The organism is Bradyrhizobium sp. SZCCHNR1015, assembly GCF_032489875.1.
Lineage (GTDB): Bacteria > Pseudomonadota > Alphaproteobacteria > Rhizobiales > Xanthobacteraceae > Bradyrhizobium.
The window spans coordinates 203,693-220,532 of record NZ_JAUEYW010000003.1; the positions used below are offsets into that span (position 1 = coordinate 203,693).

17 protein-coding genes and 1 riboswitch are annotated in these 16,840 nt (G+C 65.8%); of the genes, 8 read left to right on the forward strand and 9 right to left on the reverse strand.

What is annotated here, in order from left to right:
- Positions 1-752: 752 nt before the first annotated feature.
- The 3 genes from QX128_RS07440 to QX128_RS07450 form a co-directional block, all read right to left on the reverse strand.
- Entirely contained in the window at positions 753-1,043 is a 291-nt protein-coding gene (locus QX128_RS07440) for a GIY-YIG nuclease family protein (protein ID WP_316237081.1), read from the reverse strand.
- 104 nt (positions 1,044-1,147) lie between these two features.
- Positions 1,148-1,810 (reverse strand): methionine biosynthesis protein MetW, encoded by a 663-nt coding sequence (gene metW, locus QX128_RS07445; protein WP_316183684.1) that lies wholly within the window; start codon positions 1,808-1,810, stop codon positions 1,148-1,150.
- Positions 1,811-1,813: 3 nt separating this feature from the next.
- Positions 1,814-3,067 carry a homoserine O-acetyltransferase gene (locus tag QX128_RS07450; protein ID WP_316218865.1) on the reverse strand — a complete coding sequence of 418 codons (1,254 nt, stop codon included), beginning with the start codon at positions 3,065-3,067 and terminating at the stop codon, positions 1,814-1,816.
- 82 nt (positions 3,068-3,149) lie between these two features.
- Positions 3,150-3,229, reverse strand: a riboswitch (SAM riboswitch).
- Between the two features lie 195 nt (positions 3,230-3,424).
- On the opposite strand from QX128_RS07450, the gene QX128_RS07455 reads away from it, so the two are divergent.
- From QX128_RS07455 to QX128_RS07465, 3 genes are read left to right on the forward strand one after another with little or no spacing between them, the layout of a single operon-like run.
- The gene (locus tag QX128_RS07455; RefSeq protein WP_315805721.1) at positions 3,425-4,258 is read left to right on the forward strand and encodes a chorismate mutase; all 834 of its coding nucleotides are present in this window, start codon (positions 3,425-3,427) and stop codon (positions 4,256-4,258) included.
- Positions 4,259-4,295: 37 nt separating this feature from the next.
- Positions 4,296-5,393, forward strand: a complete 1,098-nt coding sequence (gene hisC, locus QX128_RS07460) for a histidinol-phosphate transaminase (RefSeq protein ID WP_316237082.1) — start codon at positions 4,296-4,298, stop codon at positions 5,391-5,393.
- Positions 5,390-6,325, forward strand: a complete 936-nt coding sequence (locus QX128_RS07465; protein WP_316183686.1) for a prephenate/arogenate dehydrogenase family protein — start codon at positions 5,390-5,392, stop codon at positions 6,323-6,325. Before hisC ends, QX128_RS07465 begins: the two co-directional genes overlap by 4 nt.
- 2 nt (positions 6,326-6,327) lie before the next feature.
- Here the strand turns inward: QX128_RS07465 and QX128_RS07470 are convergent, their stop codons facing one another.
- Entirely contained in the window at positions 6,328-7,512 is a 1,185-nt protein-coding gene (locus QX128_RS07470; protein WP_316183687.1) for a DUF2125 domain-containing protein, read from the reverse strand.
- A 99-nt stretch (positions 7,513-7,611) separates the two neighbouring features.
- Here QX128_RS07470 and QX128_RS07475 point away from each other — a divergent pair, with 99 nt between their 5' ends.
- Positions 7,612-8,208, forward strand: coding sequence for a gamma-glutamylcyclotransferase (locus QX128_RS07475; RefSeq protein ID WP_410052004.1), 597 nt, complete (start codon positions 7,612-7,614; stop codon positions 8,206-8,208).
- 3 nt (positions 8,209-8,211) lie between these two features.
- Here the strand turns inward: QX128_RS07475 and QX128_RS07480 are convergent, their stop codons facing one another.
- The 4 genes from QX128_RS07480 to ftsE all read right to left on the reverse strand — a co-directional run bounded on the left by QX128_RS07480 (position 8,212) and on the right by ftsE (position 11,581).
- Positions 8,212-8,979: a lysophospholipid acyltransferase family protein gene (locus QX128_RS07480; protein ID WP_316237083.1), complete on the reverse strand. Its 768-nt coding sequence runs from the start codon at positions 8,977-8,979 to the stop codon at positions 8,212-8,214.
- 12 nt (positions 8,980-8,991) lie between these two features.
- Entirely contained in the window at positions 8,992-9,705 is a 714-nt protein-coding gene (locus tag QX128_RS07485) for a YdcF family protein (protein ID WP_316237084.1), read from the reverse strand.
- Between the two features lie 255 nt (positions 9,706-9,960).
- Entirely contained in the window at positions 9,961-10,929 is a 969-nt protein-coding gene (locus tag QX128_RS07490) for an ABC transporter permease (protein WP_315805714.1), read from the reverse strand.
- Complete coding sequence (gene ftsE / locus QX128_RS07495; protein WP_315805713.1) at positions 10,922-11,581, reverse strand: cell division ATP-binding protein FtsE; 660 nt, start codon at positions 11,579-11,581, stop codon at positions 10,922-10,924. Before ftsE ends, QX128_RS07490 begins: the two co-directional genes overlap by 8 nt.
- A gap of 214 nt (positions 11,582-11,795) precedes the next feature.
- Here ftsE and QX128_RS07500 point away from each other — a divergent pair, with 214 nt between their 5' ends.
- Together QX128_RS07500 and QX128_RS07505 are read left to right on the forward strand one after the other, a co-directional pair.
- Positions 11,796-12,653, forward strand: coding sequence for an MJ0042-type zinc finger domain-containing protein (locus QX128_RS07500; RefSeq protein WP_316237085.1), 858 nt, complete (start codon positions 11,796-11,798; stop codon positions 12,651-12,653).
- 54 nt (positions 12,654-12,707) lie between these two features.
- Entirely contained in the window at positions 12,708-13,088 is a 381-nt protein-coding gene (locus QX128_RS07505; protein ID WP_315805711.1) for a response regulator, read from the forward strand.
- Between the two features lie 835 nt (positions 13,089-13,923).
- Here QX128_RS07505 and QX128_RS07510 read toward each other — a convergent pair.
- Complete coding sequence (locus tag QX128_RS07510) at positions 13,924-14,793, reverse strand: LysR family transcriptional regulator (RefSeq protein WP_316237086.1); 870 nt, start codon at positions 14,791-14,793, stop codon at positions 13,924-13,926.
- A gap of 456 nt (positions 14,794-15,249) precedes the next feature.
- Here QX128_RS07510 and QX128_RS07515 point away from each other — a divergent pair, with 456 nt between their 5' ends.
- The gene (locus QX128_RS07515) at positions 15,250-16,326 is read left to right on the forward strand and encodes an LLM class flavin-dependent oxidoreductase (RefSeq protein ID WP_315805709.1); all 1,077 of its coding nucleotides are present in this window, start codon (positions 15,250-15,252) and stop codon (positions 16,324-16,326) included.
- Positions 16,323-16,835 (forward strand): flavin reductase family protein, encoded by a 513-nt coding sequence (locus tag QX128_RS07520; protein WP_315805708.1) that lies wholly within the window; start codon positions 16,323-16,325, stop codon positions 16,833-16,835. Before QX128_RS07515 ends, QX128_RS07520 begins: the two co-directional genes overlap by 4 nt.
- Positions 16,836-16,840: the final 5 nt, after the last annotated feature.

Here is a 16,840-nt window from a genome sequence, read left to right on the forward strand (position 1 = left end):
GCGAGCCTTGAGCCGCGTCCATCAGCGATGATTAATCGCGGCGCATCGGTTCGGAGAGTCCGGGATCGACCTGCCAACGCCGCGTGATGTTGGTGACAGGGAGAATGCACGTGATGTCCGCACGACGGGCAGATCGCGCATGACGCTCATGCACGAATTACCCGTCATGTTAGTTCGTCGCACGAAAGTCCTTGCGCCGTCGGGCAAATCAGGCGCAGATTTCCGCGCGTCCCGCCTCACAGCAAGAGGGGCGTATCGCGGTCGTCACGAACGCTGAGTGTGGGATGCGATGGGCGTGTCGGATTGCGCGTGGGATTGCCCGCGCGGACGAACAATTCCGATGCGCACGGTCAAGTCGCGCGGTCCTGGCATCCCGACGCTGATGTCAAGTTCGTTGTGGTGCTCTGCATCACGCGGACGATGGTGGCCAGAAAGCCCGGCGCACCAGGGAGAACGCGAAGCAGCCGTCAGACCATCGCGCAGGGAGGGCCGGGTGATCTCGGCTGAACCTGTGGTTCCTGCCGCCTGCATTTTTTTCGCAGGCGGGCCATGGGTGCGGCCAGCATCCGGCCTTCCCTGCGCCTCTGCGTTATCCGGAGGCGACGCGTGACGCAAAGCTCGGGCGCGGATGCGCCGCGAGGATAAGGCAGCATGTCTCAGACTAACCGCTCTTTGAAAAGTGGAAACCGCCAACCCCAAGCTCGTCATGGCCGGGCTTGTCCCGGCCATCCACGTCGCTCCGCAAATACGATTTACATTGTGATCGTATCGAAGAGATCGTCCCAATCTGGATTAGTTGCAATGATCAGCCCGACCTTCCAGGCACGTGACCAATGCTTGATGTTGTGCTCGCGCTGGATCGCGCTCTGAATGTCGTCGAAGACTTCGAAGTAAACGAGCCGCTTCAAACCATATCGCTTAGTGACGCCGTCGACGAGGCCAGATCGGTGCTGATACACCCGGCGCACGAGATCACTGGTCACACCGACGTACAGCGTGCCATTCGGACGATTGGTCATGAAATACACGTAGCCGCTCGCCATGTCGTCATACTGCAAGACGTGAATGGCCGGGACAAGCCCGGCCATGACGTGGGGAGAGAGCGAGGACCAAACTTCGGCAGCACCCCGGGGCTGCACTCGGTTCCCTACCGCCGCTCACCCCTGCTCAGCAGAAACACCCCCTGCTCGCCGAACATGTTCCAGAACCACCAAGGCATGGCGACGCGCAGGGGACGGCCGTAACTATCGAGGGCGACGGCGCGCTCCATCTTGACGCCGATCTCGTCGCAGAGCTGCACGAAGTCCTTGATGGTGCAGAAATGAATGTTCGGCGTGTCGTACCAGGTGAAGGGCAGATTGTCGGTGCGTGGCATGTGGCCGCCGACCAGCAGTTGCAGCCGCAGCCGCCAGAAGCCGAAATTCGGGAAGGTGACGATGGCGCGACGGCCGATGCGCAGCAGGTTCTCCAGCACGACCTTGGGCTGCCGCGTCGCCTGCAGGGTCTGCGACAGGATCACGTAGTCGAACGCGTCGTCCGGATAATCGACGAGATCCGTATCGGCGTCGCCCTGCACCACCGCGAGCCCCTTGGCGACGCAATGGTTGACGCCCTCGCGGGACAGCTCGATGCCGCGGCCGTCGATGCCGCGGCTTTCCAGCAGTTGCAGCAGATCGCCATCGCCGCAGCCGATGTCGAGCACCTTGGAGCCGCGCTCGACCATGCCGGCGACCAGCAGATGATCAGGCCGATAGGCCAGCACCTCGCCGCCAGTGAAGCCGTTCAGCGGCAGCACACCCTGCATGCTCATGGCTCAGTCTCCCTTCGCATGGGCAAGCCCGCGCGCCTTGCCGGCGGAATCGAGAAACGCGCTGGCGATCTCGAAGAACTCGGGGACATCGAGCAGGAACGCGTCGTGGCCCCGGTCGGTCTCGATCTCGGCGAACGACACCCGCGCGCTGGAGGCGTTGAGCGCATGCACCAGCGCGCGCGACTCCGCAGTCGGAAACAGCCAGTCGCTGGTGAACGACACCACGCAAAAACGGGTCTTGATGCCGCGAAACGCCGCCGCCAGCACGCCGTCATGGTCGCCGGCGATGTCGAAATAATCCATCGCCCGCGTCAGATAGAGATAGGAGTTGGCGTCGAAGCGCTCGACGAAGGACGATCCCTGGTAGCGCAGGTAGCTCTCGACCTGGAAATCGGCGTCGAAGGAGAACGTCGGCAGCTCGCGGTCCTGCATGCGGCGGCCGAACTTGCGATGCAAGGCGGCGTCGGAGAGGTAGGTGATGTGCGCAGCCATGCGCGCCACAGCCAGGCCGCGATGCGGATGCGTGCCCTTGTCGGCGTAACGGCCGTGATCCCAGTCGGGATCGGCCATCACGGCCTGGCGGCCAAGCTCGTGGAAGGCGATGTTCTGCGCCGAGTGGCGCGTCGCGCAGGCGATCGCGAGATTGGCGAACACGCGCTGCGGATAGGCCACCGTCCATTGCAGCGCCTGCATGCCGCCCATCGAGCCGCCGACCACGGCGAACAGCGTGTCGATGCCGAGATGATCGATCAGCATCGCCTGCGCCCGCACCATGTCGGGGATGGTGATGATCGGGAAATCGAGCCCCCACACCTTGCCGGTGGCGGGGTTCAGCGAGGCCGGCCCGGTCGAGCCCATGCAGCCGCCGATCACGTTGGAGCAGATGATGAAATAGCGACTGGGATCGAGCGGGCGGCCGGGACCGACCAGCGTCTCCCACCAGCCGGGCTTGCCGGTGACGGGATGGCGGTTGGCGACGTGCTGGTCGCCGGTCAGCGCGTGGCAGACCAGCACCGCGTTCGACCGGTCGGCATTGAGCTCGCCGTAGGTCTGGTAGGCGATCTGGAACGGCGACAGGTCGACGCCGCAATCGAGCCTGAGCGGCTTGTCGGCGCCGAACTGCGCCACCGGCGAGCTCGGATGATCGACCTCGTGCGAGCGCTCGTCGGGCGCGACCGTGCGCAACGCGGATGTAGGCGTCGCGGATTTGGACGTCGCAGATTTGGACTTCGGCGTCAGACCTGTCATGTCTCTCACCCCAGCCATCCGGCCAGGGCTCCCGAACCACGTGACACATCAGGCCATGAAAAACCCGGCCTGAACTGGGGTTCGGCCGGGATCGATAACGTCCCCGGCCTGTTTAGCGAGTTTTTTAACGTGGCTGCAAGCCGGCCGGCTCAAATGACCACGGAACGGGCAGAAACTAGTCCCGCGGGCGCTATTCGTCAAGGCAAGCTGGGGTTGACCGTTGGTCGGGCGCTCTGCCGCAGGTCAGCCAAGCCTGGATGGCGCAAGGTAAACTTGCTGTTGCGCAGGTCCGCGGCATCGGAGAGAACGGCATCCGTTCCTTTGGCCGCAGGTTTTCCCGTGGCCTCGCGAAGAGTGACACGGACCATGTCGAACCCGCCGCCCGCCCCGCCCTCGCTCGCCGATCTGCGCAAGGAGATCGATGCCATCGATGAGCAGGTCCATCAGTTGCTGATGAACAGGGCCGACATCATCGACCGGCTGATCAAGGTCAAGAAGACCCAGGAGGTCGGCTCGGCGTTCAGGCCCGCGCGCGAGGCCGACATGATGCGCCGCCTGGTGCAGCGCCATCGCGGCATCCTGCCGCTCGACACCGTCGAGGGGATCTGGCGCGTGATCGTCTCGACCTTCACCTATGTGCAGGCGCCGTTCTCGGTTCATGCCGACGTGTCGGTCGGCGAATCCGCGATGCGCGATTCCGCCAGGTTCCATTTCGGATTCGTGGTGCCCTACGTGCCGCATTTCAGCGCGCAAGCCGCGGTCGAGGCTGTGGCGCGCTCGAAGGGCGATCTCGCGCTGGTGTCGACGACCTCCGGCCATACGCCGTGGTGGATCACGCTCGAGCCCGTGGGCGCGCCAAAGATCATCGCGCGGATGCCGTTCATCGAGCGCGCCGACCATCCCGCCGCGCTGCCGGTGTTCGCGGTGTCGCGCGTCGCCGACGATGCGCTGGTGCTCGAGGTCGAGACCTGGAGCATCCGCGTCTCCGGCTGGAATGCGCAGGTGTCGCGGGCGCTGTCGCCGCTCGCCGACGTCATCGCGGTGCCCGATACCGCCTTCGACGGCGCCGCACTGCTGGTATCGATCGAGTCGCCGTCGAACCTCGACAAGATCAGGGCTGCCCTGATCGCGGCGGGCGCCTCGGTACGCTCCGCCGCCCTCGTCGGCGGCCATGCGAAACGCTATACGGTTCCGAGCTGAGACGCCCCGCGCCAGTGATGATTTTCCGGAGTTGACGATGAACCGCCCCGTGCCGAACCCCGGCATCCTCGATATCGCGCCCTATACACCGGGCAAGAGTCCCCAGCCGGAGCCGGGCCGCAAGGTTTTCAAACTGTCGGCCAATGAGACCCCGTTCGGCCCCTCGCCGAGGGCGATCGAGGCATTCAAGAGTGCGGCCACTCACCTGGAAGATTATCCGGAAGGGACTTCACGGGTGCTGCGCCAGGCGATCGGCCGCGCCTACGGCCTCGATCCCGACCGCATCGTCTGCGGCGCCGGCTCCGACGAGATCCTCAATCTGCTGGCACACACCTTTCTCGGCCAAGGCGACGAGGCGATCTCCACCGCCCACGGCTTCCTGGTCTATCCGATCGCGACCATGGCCTGCGGCGCCAGGAACGTGGTTGCCGCGGAGACGGAATATCGCACCGACGTCGACGCCATCCTTGCCGCGGTGACGCCGCGCACCAAGCTGGTCTGGCTCGCCAACCCGAACAACCCGACCGGCACCTACATCCCGTTCGACGAGGTCAAGCGGCTGCGCGCCGGTCTGCCCTCCCATGTCGTGCTGGTGCTCGACGCCGCCTATGCAGACTATGTCTCGCGCAATGACTACGAGTTCGGGCTCGAGCTGGTCGCCACGACGGAGAACACCGTGGTCACCCATACGTTCTCGAAGATCCACGGGCTCGCGGCGCTCCGCGTCGGCTGGATGTTCGGCCCGGCGCATATCGTCGATGCGATCAACCGCATCCGCGGGCCGTTCAACGTTTCCTCACCGGCGATGCTCGCGGCGGTCGCCGCGATCGAGGACACCGCGCATCAGCAGATGTCGAAGACGCACACGGAAACGTGGCGCAACTGGCTGACCGAGGAGATCGGCAAGCTTGGGCTGAAGGTGACGCCGAGTGTCACCAATTTCATCCTGATCCACTTCCCGACCGACAAGGGCAAGACCGCGGTCGAGGCCGACGAATTCCTGACCCGGCGCGGCCTCGTGCTGCGCGCGCTCGCCAACTACAAGCTGCCGAACGCGTTGCGCATGACGATCGGCACCGAGGAGGCCAATCGTCTGGTCGTGGAGGCTCTCAGCGAATTCATGAGGGCGACATGAGCGTCGCGGGGCGATTCGAACGCGTCGCGCTGATCGGCTTCGGCCTGATCGGCGGCTCGATCGCGCGCGCGGCGCGGCTGCAGGGCGTGGCCGGCGAGATCGTCACCACGGCGCGCTCGGAGAAGACGCGCGCGCGTGTCGCCGAGCTCGGCGTCGTCGACCGCGTCGTCGCGAGCAATGAAGAGGCGGTCAAGGACGCCGATCTCGTCATCCTCTGCATTCCCGTCGGCGCCTGCGGTCCGGTTGCGGCCGAGATCGCGCCGCATCTGAAGCCGGGCGCCGTCGTCTCCGACGTTGGCTCGGTGAAAGGCGCGATCGTGCGCGACATGGCGCCGCATCTTCCGGCGAACGTCCACTTCGTGCCGGCCCATCCCGTGGCCGGCACCGAGAATTCCGGGCCCGATTCCGGCTTCGCCGAGCTGTTCATCAACCGCTGGTGCATCCTGACGCCGCCCGACGGCGTCGATGCCGGCGCGATCGATCGTCTGCGTGCATTCTGGACGGCGCTCGGCGCCAAGGTCGAGATCATGACGCCGGACCATCACGACCGCGTGCTCGCGATCACCAGCCACCTACCGCATCTGATCGCCTACACCATCGTCGGCACCGCCGACGAGCTGGCGCAGGTGACCGAGTCCGAGGTGATCAAATTCTCCGCCGGCGGCTTCCGCGACTTCACCCGCATCGCCGCCTCCGATCCGACGATGTGGCGCGACATCTTCCTGAGCAACAAGGATGCCGTGCTCGACATGCTCGGCACCTTCACCGAGGACCTGTCGAAGCTGACGCGGGCGATCCGGCGCGGCGACGGCGAGGCGCTGTTCGATCACTTCACCCGCACGCGCGCGATCCGCCGCGGCATCGTCGATATCGGCCAGGATTCGGCGGCGCCGGATTTCGGCCGGCCGCTGCCGCAGTTGAAGAAGAGCTGAGGTCAGAACAGCGGCGGGACACGGGCGACCTTGAACGGACCGAGCACGACGACGCCGTCGGAGAACCGCAGCGGGAAGGTCCGCGCCTTGCGGCCTTCGAGGGTGGCCTCCTTGCCGAGCGCATTGATGCCAAGTGCGACGCCGACATTGGCGTTCTGCTTGACGACCTTGCCGAGGCCGGGAATGGCGCGGTCGAGCGCACCGAGCAGGTTGTTGACGTCCTGCGACTTCACACCGGGCGCCACGCGGTCGAGCGTTCCCTGCGGCACGCCGTTCTCGAGCATCTTGTCGAGGCCGAGCGCCGGGATGACCTTTTCGATCCCGGCGACCGTCATCTGCACCTCGCCATCGATGTTGCCGTTGGCGGTCAGGCTGAGCGTGCCCGAGGCAACGGCGAGCAACTCGCCCTGCTGGATGCGCGATTGGACGATCTCGACATGACCGCCGGCGGCCTGGATCTCGCGAAACCGCTCCGGCCAGGGTTTGGGCCGGAAGTCCTTCAGACCGGTGACGCGGGCCTGGATGTCGGCATTGAACGGTTCGGCCAGCAGCGGATGACCGCCCTGGATGCTGCCGTTTTCGATCTGCAGCGCAGTCTCCAGCACCGGATGATCCGACGGCGTGCCCTCGGCGAGACGGCCGTGCAATTCGGCATGATCGGCGCGCGCTGCGGGCACGGCGGTGTTGCCCTCGATGCGGTCGATGGTCGGTTGTTCGAACACGAGGTCGGCGCGCTGCGGCGGCCCCGGGAGGCCGCGGACGCTGGCCTCGCCGACGCGCCAGTTCACGGAGAACGACGCCGGTCCACGACCATCGGCAATCGTCGCGGGTCCCTTGAACTCCGCGATGATCCGCTTCGGGTCCCAAACCTGGGCGACGACGAGGATCTCGTCGAGCTTCGCATTCATCAAGGGCGTACCGGCCGCCTGCGAAAACAGCGCCACGCTTGGATCCGTGCAGCGGACCTCGAGCCGGAACGGGAAGCCCGCGACCGAGCGCTTCGCGCAGTCATAGACGCGTCCCGATTTTGCTTCGCGCGCACGCCAGGCGTCGGCCTGGACATCCACTTGCGAAGCGGCGAAGAACCAGAATGCGCTCCACGCAACAGCGGCGATCAGGAGCAGGACGGGAGCGATGAAAAGCCCCCAGCGAGAGCGCCTGCGCGGCGGTTGCGGCGAACGAGACATGCAGGACACCCTTTGGGCAGCAATTTTGGCAATTCGGCGATCACGGATTGTGTATCTAAATTAACAATTCGCGAGCACCGTACTTAGGCTTCCGCATTGATGTCCGCAATGACCCTCTCCGAACCCGACCTTCCCGATGGCGACCTCTGGGTGTTCGGCTATGGCTCGCTGATGTGGCGGCCCGGATTCGCCTTTCTCGAGCAGGTGCCGGCGCGGCTGATCGGCGAGCATCGCGCGCTCTGTGTGTATTCGTTCGTCCACCGCGGAACGCCGGAGAAGCCGGGCCTCGTCCTCGGTCTCGATCGCGGCGGCGCGTGTCGCGGCATTGCGTTTCGGGTCGCAGCAGACAAGCGCGACGAGACCATCGCCTACTTGCGGGCGCGTGAGCAGGTGACCTCGGTCTATCGCGAAGTGACGCGCTCGGTTTGGCTTGAAAACGAAGCGCGCGAGCGGGTGAGCGCATTGGTCTACGTGGTCGATCGCGGCCATGTGCAATATGCAGGCCGGCTGTCGCCGCAGGAGCAGTTGCGCCATGTGCGCCAGGGTCACGGCCAGTCCGGCGCCAATCGCGACTACGTGATCTCGACCGTGAAGGCGATCGAGGCGCAGGGCTTTCGCGATACGCAGTTGCATCGGCTGGCGACGATGCTGCACGATGACGGCCACTCGCTGCATCCTGCGCCAGGCAAGACATAGCCCTCAAGCCTTCACCGGCGCCCGCACCCGGCCAAACAACTGCGCCTGTTCCGCCTGCCCCGCGGCGACGAGCCGGCCGGTCGCCTCTTCGATGACACCCTGAATCCGCGCCATGAACTCATCGCGCGGCAGGCCAGGCGGCAGCGGATCGAGAAACTCCACGACGAGCGTGCCCGGATAGCGCAGAAATGTGCGGCGTGGCCAAAACAAACCCGAATTCAGGGCCACCGGCAGGCAGGGTACGCCGCAATCCGTGTAGATCAAACCGACGCCGCCCTTGTAGTCCGGCGGTGCGCCCGCCGGGCGCCGGGTGCCTTCCGGGAAGATCACGAACTGACGGCCATGCTTCACCTCCTCCGCCGCCCGCCGCATCACCTGCTTCAACGCGCGGGCGCCGGAGCTGCGGTCGATCGCGATCATGTCCGCCTTGACGAGATACTGTCCGAACAAGGGAATGCGCAGCAGCTCGCGCTTGAGAACGAAGAATGGCGCATCGAAGAAATGCAGCAGCGAGATCGTCTCCCACATCGACTGATGCTTGGCGGCGACGATCAGCGGCCCCTTCGGGATCTTCTCGACGCCGCGATATTCGACGCGGATGTTGCAGACGACGCGCATCAACACGATGTTGCTCTGCGCCCACCAGTTGGCGACGCGCAGCAGCGCCTTGCGGGGCATCGCCAGGGTCGGCAACGCGATCAGCGCCCAGAGCACGAAGTTCGGGTAGAAAAGGATGTTGAACAGCAGCGAACGCAGGAAGATCGAGACCATCAGAAACCCAGTTCAATTGGCTTGCGCCGTCGTCGGTCGGCGCGACACCGAGCCGGTTGGCGGATCGACCTCGGGCGCGAGATCGAGGCCGAGATCGGCCAGCCGCAGCCGCATCTCGGCGGCGACATATTTGGCGTATTCGGACAGCAGAAGTCGCACCGTCGGCGCGCTGGTCCACCACGGCTCGTCGCGCCATTTCTCGCCGACAACGGCATAGGGAATGAGATCCATGCTTGGCATCGCATGCGAGAGTTCGACGATGGCCCGGGGCATGTGATAGTTCGACGTCACCACGATCAGCGACTTGAAGCCGCGCTCGCTGGCCCATCGCCGCGTCTGCGCGGCGTTGCTGCGGGTGTTGATCGCCGAATAATCCAGATCGACGCAGCAGTTGATGAATGATCGCGCCTCGGGCAGCGACCGGGTGATGTCGCTGGCCTCGTTGGTCGGATGCACGCCGGAGATCAGCAGCCGCCGGCCATAGCCTCCCGCCAGGAGTTCCACCGCGTCCGATACGCGTGACGAGCCGCCGGTCAGGACCACGATTCCGTCCGCCTTGCGCTCGGGCTGGATCTCGGCGCCCCGTAATTGCGAGAGGAAGCCGACGAAGCCGACCGCCGCGACGAAGAAACCGACCCCGAGCGTCGCCACGGCGCCCGCGACCGTCCGCCACACCGCCACGGTGAGCGGCAGCTTTCGCCTGCTATGGTCGGTCTCCGGCTCCATGCAACGCCTGGCTTGTCCTTGCCTGCCTGCGCGCGGCGCCATGCCGTCGCGCGATCCCGTCGTTCAAGTCCGGGAACGCAGGCAGGTTTCGCCGGCCTCCCGATCACGTTCGCTCGCCGCCGATCCTGGCGCGCGACCTCCGCCGTGTTCGTGACCCAGCTCACCCCGTCCTGCCTCATCCCGGCGCAGACGATTTTAGGCGGTTTTCGGGCCAAGTGAAATCCGCAACGAGACGGCTGGGGATAGAAGCCGCCATCAGTCGATGCTCGCCAGCGTCGTGAACAGGGTCCGGCGTGCGGCCCAGCCGGTCACCGCGGCGATCACCACGGCCTGCAGCGCGATCGCGACATAGCCGAGCGGGCGCAGCGAGAACGTCCCCAGCAACGCCGCGAACTGATCGCCGACGGGGGTGCCGGAGAACCAGTTGGCGATCGACTCCGAGAACCCGAATCCGAGCATCGCAAGGCCGCCGCCGATCACGCCCCCCTCCAGTCCGAGCTGCAGGAAGTGCCGCAGGAAGTGATTGGCGATGTAGCGGTCACCGGCGCCGACGAAGTGCAGCACCTCGACGATCGGCCGGTTCGCGGCCATCGCGCCGCGGGTCGCGAACGACACCGAGATGATGGTGGCCGCGATCACCAGCACGAGGATGCCGAAGCCTGCAAACAGGGTCGCGCCGGTCATCGAGCGCATCCGCTCGATCCAGGCGCGATGGTCGTCCACGCTGGCGGTCGGCGCAACCTGGGTCACGCGGGTGCGCAGGGCGTTGAGATCGAAGCTGGTGCCGGGCTGGACGCGCGCAATGATCACGCGCGGCACCGGAAGCTCGTCGAACGACAGGCCGCTGCCGAGCCACGGCTCCAGCAGCTTGCTGGATTCCTCCTTGGTAAAGGGCCGGACCTCGACGATGCCCGACTGCCCCCGCATCGCGTCCGTCACCAGGGCAATGTCACGCTCGATGTCGCGGCCGGTCTTGGGACGGACCTGGACCGTGATCTCGCTCGCCACCTCCGACTGCCACTCGGCCGCGGACTCGCTGACCAGCAGCACGCCGCCGGTCGTGATCGAGGCCAGGAAGGTCATGATCGCGACCACGGCGACCAGCGCGCGGCCCGCGATCGAGGCGCGCGGCACGATCGGCGACACGATGCGGGCCTGCGCCGGCAGTTGCGGGCGGTCGTCGCCGAGATCGACCAGAAGGCCGCGATCGTCTACGCTACTCATAGATGTGCAATCGTCCCTGATGCAGCACCAGCCGGCGGGCCTCGTATTGGTCCATCAGCGTGATGTCATGGGTTGCGATGATCACCGCCGTGCCCGAGCGGTTCAGCTCGATGAATAGCCGCAGAAGGCGGCGACCCAGTGTCGGATCGACGTTGCCGGTCGGCTCGTCCGCGAGCAGCAGTTGCGGCCGCGAGATCACGGCGCGCGCGATCGCCGCGCGCTGCTTCTCGCCGCCCGACAGGATCGGCGGCAGCGCATCCATGCGCTCGCCGAGGCCGACCCATTTCAGGAGGTCGATGACCTCCTTGCGGTAGCTCGACTCGTCGCGGCCCATGACCCGAAACGGCAGCGCCACGTTCTCGTAGGTCGTCATGTGGTCGAGCAGCCGGAAATCCTGCAGCACGATGCCGATGCGCTTGCGCAGATCGGCGATCTCCTCCTTGCTGAGCAGCGAGATGTCGTAGCCGAACAGATTGACCAGGCCGCGGGTCGGCCGCAGCGACAGGAACAGCAGCTTCAGCAGCGAGGTCTTGCCGGCGCCCGACGGGCCGGTGAGAAACTGGAAGGAATGGGCCGGAACCTGGAAACTGAGGTCGCGGAGGATCTCCGGCCCCAGTCCATAGCGCAGCCCAACATTTTCGAACCGAACCAAAGCGTCAGCTCCGTTCGACCGCGTGCGCGGCAGACCCGCACGCTCCAAGCTCAGCGGTACGATGGCCCGATTGAGCGCCCGTTATGGTTTCCGGTTCGTTAACGGTCGCCGTGTACCATTGGCGCGATTGAGTTCCGAAGTTCGTCGACATGGCGGTCCTTGTAGCACGAACTGTCGGAAACAAAGCGGCAATGGCCGTTGGAGAACCGGCGCGATGTTCATCGTTTGCCCTCATTGTACGACATCTTATGCCATCGACTTGGCAACCCTGGGTATGGCCGGCCGCAGCGTACGCTGTTCCCGTTGCAAGGAGGTCTGGCTGGCGCGACCGGAGGATGCGGTCGAGGCGCCCGCCCCCATACCTGCCATGGCGGAGGCCGGCGCGGCCGCCGCGCCGCGTGACGCCGCCGACGAGTGGGAAGCCCTCGCCCGCCAGGAAGACGACGACGACGGACGCCAGCCCGAGGTGGAAAGTCCGCCGCTGGCCGCCGGCTGGCCCGAGGAAGCGCTCGCCGAGCCCGAGGACGACACCGAAGAGGCCGAGCAGCCGGTGCAGAGCGGGGCTTCGCGCCTCGCCGGTCTCCGCACGCTCATCAGGCGCCCGAAATTGCCGGATGTCCCAGGCAATAGGCTGTTGAACCTGCCGGTGCTGACGGCCGCCATGGCGGCGCTCACGATTGCGCTGGTGGTGTGGCGCGCCGACGTCGTCAGGCTGCTGCCGCAGACGGCGTCGTTCTACAAGCTGGTCGGGCTCGAGGTGAACCTGCGCGGCCTGAGCTTCAAGGACGTGAAGGTCGCGACCGAAACCGTCGACGGCAAGCCGGTGCTGGTGATCGAGGGGACGATCGTCAGCCTGACGAAGAAACCGGTCGACCTGCCGCGGCTGCGCTTCAGCGTCCGTGACGCGCAGGGCACCGAGATCTACGCCTGGAACACCCTGCTCGAGCAGACCGCGCTCAAGCCCGGTGAGCGCACGACGTTCAAGTCGCGGCTCGCCTCGCCCCCTCCCGAAGGCCGCAATATCAATATACGGTTCTTCAACCGGCGCGATCTCGCCGCCGGCAGTGCATGATGGTTCCGGTCTCGTGGGTCGCCCGCGGGGCCCACGACACGGAGACGAAACGACATGTCGCGCGTGCTGATCGCCGACGACGAAGATTCGATGCGGACCTTGGTCGCGCGCGCCATTGCCATGGATGGACATGAGATCGTGACGGCGCAGGACGGTGCCGAGGCACTCGACATCCTGACGCGCGAGGCCGGCGCCTTCGACCTGTTGCTGACCGACATCCAGATGCCCATCATGGACGGCATCGCGCTGGCACTGTCGGCGGCGCGCGATTTTCCCGACCTGACCATCCTGCTGATGACCGGCTTTGCCCATCAGCGCGAGCGGGCGTCGAATCTCAGCGCAATCGCTCACGACGTCATCACCAAGCCGTTCTCGGTCGCCGACATCCGCACCGCGGTGGCCGATGCGCTGGCGTCGAAGGCGGCGAAGGCGTAGGCGCCTGCGCGAAGCGTCGCCTGCCAGACGCCGGATGGCTCGCGCATTGGGATCTGCCCTTAGCTGCGATCCGTGGTCTTCCTGCATTCCTTCGCTGCCGTCCCTGCGAACGCAGGGCCCCATAACCACCAGCGGCTGTTGAAACACGACGCTGGTCCCCCCCCATCGTGTGCAATGACATCGTCCTGTGGCTATGGGTCCCGGGTCGGCACCACGCCGTCGCTTCGCGCCGTCGTGGCTTGCCCGGGACGACAGTTACATTTTGGCGCACGCCTGCATTCCCGCGGCGTATCTCGCCCGAGCTCTGCCGGTCGTCGTCGCCCTCATCAGGTCGGAGGGCGCAGGGAATGCCGGGTGAAGGCCTCACCCATGGCCCGCCTGCGAAAAAAATGCAGGCGGCAGGTACCACAGGTTCAGCCGAACATCCGGCATTCCCTGCGCGACGGGCTTACGCTTACTTCGCGCTCTCCCCGGGGACCGGCTTGATTGCCCCCGTCATCAACGCAGCGCGTCAAGCGCTGGCGTCGACTTGACCTCGGCACCGGGAGGTCAGGACCACACGACTTCACGTCCGCAAGCTGCCGTTCGTCCGCGTAGCAAGCTACGCTGCGGCACCTCGCGGCCATCGCCTCCCCGCCTCGCGTGTCGTGACGATCGCGCGCAACGCCCCTCCGAGTGAGGCGGGATGCGTGGGAACATCGTCCTGATTTGCCCGACGACACAAGGCCGCAACGGTGCGGCAAACTGGCTCGACGGGCAGTTCACGCAGAGCTGTCATGAGCAGATTGCCCGTCGGGCAGTCATCGCCCCTCACCGCGCAGGCGCGCGGCCGGAGCTATTCCACGCGCGCACCGAACAGCGCCACGAACCTGTCGATGTCGTGCTCACGCAGGCCGAACAGCCAATAGCGCACGGGAATCTCCGGCGTTCCGATCCGCACGAGCCGCCCCGACGCCAGCCACGGCTGCGCGGCGCGATCCGACACGAAGCCGATATGGCGGCCGCCAAGCAGCGCCGAGATCACCGCCGTGCTCGACGACAGCTTGAGGACGGGATGCGCCACACGCTCGGGCTCGACCCGGTGAGAGACGAGCGCCGCGGTCAGCGTCTGCGTCAGTTCGCCGTGCTCCCACAACAAGGGCGCCTGCTCGGCCAGCGACTTCCAGCTCAGATCGGCCGGCACTTGCTGCGCCCGCTCGGGATGAGCGCATAGCACCAGTCGGTCGGCGAACACGGCGACCTGGCGGAACTGCGGGTGGCTCGGCATGGCGCTGGTCACCCCCGCATCCGCCGTTCCCCGCATCACATAAGCCGCTACCTCGTTGACGCTGCCGCGGACGAGATCGACACCGAATGCGCCGGGACCATTGTCCCGCGCCAGAAGATGCGGCATCCAGAAGTCGTAGGCGCTGGCGGTGCATGCCACCAGCGCGGACGGTGAGGCGGGACGCCGGCCTTCGACGCGGCGCATCGTCAGCTCGATGTCACGCAGGATCCGCTCGGCCTCGTTCAACAGCACCTGTCCGGCCTCGGTCAGCATCAGCCTGCGCCCGGAGCGGTCGAACAGCGGGACGTCGAGCTTCTCCTCCAGCTTCTTGATCGAGACGCTGACCGCCGATTGCGTGAGGCCCAGCCGCTCGGCAGCATGGGTGAAGCTGCCAAAATGAGCGGCTTCGAGGAAGATCCTCATTTGCTCGAAGGTCATGGACTCTCCTGGGCCTCGGCGACGTCCGGCTCGCCGCCGAATGCGCTCCCACGGACAAATTCGAACCAGTTCCCGAGCCGGCCTGCCGTCAAACCAGTCACTCCCATCGCTTTCGATGAATTCGTTTCATCCTCGCAGGGACCAGCATCAAAAGCGGCGCCGCATCATTCATACACTTCAGTGCGCATGAACTGAATGAATAAGTAGTTCCGATCTGCTTTCGCCGCAGGCACTTCAGGACGTTTTATCGATCAATCACGCCGCTATTTTCAGCACCGACCGCATACGCCTGCACGCGACCCGGTTTGGCAAGACGCTTGCTAATTACTTCGCACGAAGGCTTTCGAGCGAGGACAGCGAGGATATGCCGCCTGCACCTTCTGCGACACCCACCGACGAGGCACCGATCCATGATCGTGCTCCGCGCGCCTCCTTCGCAGCATGCGGGGTCGCGTGATGGAGTTCGGCATCTGGCTTCCCGTCTATGGCGGCTGGCTGCGTTCGCTGGACGCACCGACCGGCCCTGACGTTGCCGCCTGTCTCGCGATCGCCCAGCAGGCCGAAGCGCTCGGGTTCGACTTCCTTTACGCCTCGGAGAACCTGCTCAACTGCATCCATGGCCCGAGCGAGAGCGTCGCCGACGCCTGGAGCATTCTGGCGGCGATCGCCGCCGTCACCAGCAAGGTCGGGCTTTGCGGCGCCATCAAGCCCGGCTTCCGCTCGCCGTTCCTCGTCGCCCGGATGCTCGACACGCTGTCGAAGATCGCGGAGCGCAGGCTCGGCATGAATATCGTCTGCGGCTGGTGGAAGGAGGAGTTCGACCTGTCCGGCGTCGACTGGCTGGATCATGACGGACGTTACGACCGCGCCGGCGAGTTCCTGCGCACGCTCTATGGCCTGTTTCAGCCGCCTGCCGAAATTGCCGGGACGGACGCTCCGCCTGGAGAGGCGCAGCCGGTCGAGCTCAAGCAGCCACCGACCTATGGCCTGGACCAGAACGCCCTGCCGGAGGTGTGGATCGCCGGCCACTCCGGCCGCGCCATGCAGATGGCCGCGGAATGGGGCCATTGCCTGTTCCTCAATGGCATGGGCGACGAGGAGCTGAAACGGCGCATCGAGGCGGTGCGTCAGGAGGCCAACAGCTGGGGCCGGACGATCCTGATCGCGGCGAATGCCTACGTCATCGCGACCGAGACGACCGAGCAGGCAAGGCAGCGCTGGAAGACGGTCGTAGGTCGCCGCAATTCACAGACGATCGACTTCTTCCGCAAGGTGATCGGCAGCTCCGGTGCCGCCGCCTGGGCCGCGCTCGGCGAGGAACAGATGGTCGATTCCAACGCCGGCTTCGAGCTCGGCCTGATCGGTTCCTTCGAGGACATCCGCAACCGCATCCCCCAGCTGCAGGCCTTGGGCCTCGATCGCATCGTCTGTCAGTTCGACGACCCGATGCGTGACGCCGGTCCGTTCATGAAGCAGGTGATCCGCCCGCTCAGGGACAATCGCACACTCGCTTTCGAAGGTCAGATGTCATGAGCGCGCTCGAAGCCACGATCACTTCCGCCGGCGACATACGACAGGGCTTCAAGGACGTGTTCAGCCAGCTCGCATCCGGCGTCTGCATCGTGACGTTCCGGCGCGGCGGACAGCTCCATGGCTTCACAGCCACCTCGGTCACGTCGGTCTCGTTGCAGCCGCCACGGGTGTTGTTCTGCGTCGCGCAGAACAGCCAGAGTTACGCCTGCCTCGGCGTCGGTATGAGCGTTGGGATTTCCGTCCTCAGCGCCGGCCAACGGGCATTGTCCGATCGCTTCGCGAGCAAGCTCGCACCCGGCTCCTATGATGACGTGGCGACGATCGAAGGCGCCGGCCAGGCGCCGCTGATCGCGGGCGCTCTCGGACAGTTGGGCACTGCCATCGTCGACCTGATCCCGTCCGGTGACCACGCCATCGTGCTCTGCAATGTGACCTCCGCCCATGCGGGCGGCGGCGCGCCGCTGCTCTACCACGCCCGCAACTATCACACGCTTCACCAGAGTTCCTGAACCCC